At 62.2% G+C, this 2,001-nt stretch carries 2 protein-coding genes; both read right to left on the bottom strand.

Annotation, left to right across the window (positions count from 1 at the left end; translation table 11 throughout):
• Nucleotides 1-494, bottom strand: a 494-nt coding sequence (locus HCZ87_RS20610) for a type 1 glutamine amidotransferase (RefSeq protein ID WP_167646986.1), incomplete at its 3' end; no start/stop codon positions are given.
• Nucleotides 495-550: 56 nt separating this feature from the next.
• Entirely contained in the window at nt 551-1,870 is a 1,320-nt protein-coding gene (locus HCZ87_RS20605; protein ID WP_167646984.1) for a glutamine synthetase family protein, read from the bottom strand.
• Between the last annotated feature and the right edge of the window lie 131 nt (nt 1,871-2,001).

The raw sequence follows: 2,001 nt of genomic DNA, 5'->3' as shown, positions 1-2,001 counted from the left end.
TGATCGCCGTAGGCCAGAAACGCATTTGCGCAGAAATCATTCTGGCCGATGACCCGTGCCTCGGCGGGCAGCTCGACCACCTGATCCTGGTGCCAGGCATTCAGCCGCAACGGTGTGCCGTCAAGCGTATAGTCGGTGTGACCAACGCTCCAGCCGCCATCGAATTTCTCGACCTTGCCCCCCAGCGCCTGGGCGATGATCTGATGGCCAAAACACACCCCCACAAGCGGCATCTTGCGGGCGTGGATCTGACGGATCAGATCCTCCAGCGGCGGGATCCAGTCGTGATCTTCATAGGCGCCGAATTTGGAGCCGGTGATCAGCCAGCCGTCCGCAGCCTCGGGCCCGTCGGGAAAGACACCCTCCAGCACCGGGTAGGTGTCAAAGTCAAAGCCTTGCCCCGCCAGCAGGTGACGGAACATGTCGTCATAGTCCCCCGTGGCGGGTTTCAGCTCATCAGGCGCGCGGCCGGTTTGTAGAATGCCGATTTTCATAGGTCACCGAATATGATCAAAATGAAGGGAGGCCCCGGCCTCCGAGCTGCCTTGCGTCATACCGCTTCCAGCCAGGAGTACCAATGGGTTTCCTTGGGCTTTTGCGCAAAGCCGGCCAATTCCTGGCGCTTGGTCATCACCAGGTTGCGGATCGCCATCGGCGGCAGGATCCGGGCGATCAGCGGGCTTTGCTCAAAGCGGTCGATCGCTTCCTGCCAATCGGCGGCGAGCTGTGGCAGGCCTTCGATTTCATAGATGTTGCCCGCGGCGGGGGGCGGCGGGGTCAGACCATCTTCCATGCCGATGAGGGCAGCACCGAGCACGGTCGCCAGCATCAGATAGGGGTTGATATCGCCACCGGAGACCCGGTGTTCGATCCGCCGCGCCTTGTGGCTGCCGCCGGGAATACGGATCGCCGCCGTGCGGTTCTCATAGGCCCAGGCAGCCGAGGTCGGCGCATGGGCGCCGGGCACCAGCCGGGTGTAGGAATTGCCGTGCGGGGCAAAGATCAGGCTGCTGTCGGGCATCGCCTGAAGGCAGCCGGCCACGGCGGCATGCAGCATCGGGGTGCCTTCGGGGCCGCCATTGTCAAAGATGTTGTTGCCATCGGCATCGCAAACCGAGAAATGCACATGCATGCCGTTGCCAGCTTCTTCGGTATAGGGTTTTGCCATGAAGGTCGCGGCAAAGCCGTGTTTGCGCGCAACACCTTTGACCAAAGCCTTGAATAACCACGTATCATCCGCGGCACGCATGGCGTCCTGATGGGTCAGGTTGATTTCGAACTGGCCCAGACCTGCCTCGGAAATCGCATCCTGCGCAGGAATGCCCATGGCCTCGGCCCCGTCGTAGAGGTCGGTGAAGAAGGCGTCATAGGCGTCAAGTTCGGCGATCGACAGCACCGATTGCTGGTCCAGCGCGCGACCGGTGAGCGGGTCGATGGGCGGACGCGGGTGTTTGCCGCTGTCGTCGATCAGGATGAACTCCAACTCGGTGGCGGCGGCGACGGTCCAGCCCTTTTCGGAATAGCGCGACAGCACATGCGCCAGCACCTGGCGCGGATCGCCGAGGAAGGGGCGGCCGTCTTCATAGACCATGGTCATCGGGATCAGCGCCGAGGGGGTGGCGAGCCAGGGCATCGGCACCGCGCCACGGTCGGTGGGCAGCAAAATGCCATCGGCGTCGCCGGTTTCAAATACCAGCGGGCTGTCCTCGATATCGCAGCCCCAAATGTCCACGTTCAGGACCGAATAGGGCATGCGGGCGCTGCCTTCGCCCAGCTTGGCGGCCTGGCTGGCGGGCAGCCGTTTGCCGCGCATCTGTCCGTTGAGATCGCAGGCGGCGATCCGAATTGTTCTAAGCGCAGAGAGATCCATGCGCGTGCTCCTTGTCTGTGTCGCGGCAGTTTGGCGCGGCACGCTGACGGAGGCAAGTAAATTTGATCAAAAAACTCATGAGAAGAAGAGGCGTCCCGAATTTGTATATCTCTTGTGCAGCTCGTCTGGCG

Origin of the sequence: Phaeobacter sp. HF9A, from assembly GCF_011806385.1 — a bacterium.
GTDB lineage: Bacteria > Pseudomonadota > Alphaproteobacteria > Rhodobacterales > Rhodobacteraceae > Epibacterium.
The sequence above is the reverse complement of the archived record's forward strand: the minus strand, read 5'-3'. Positions and strand labels throughout refer to the sequence as shown.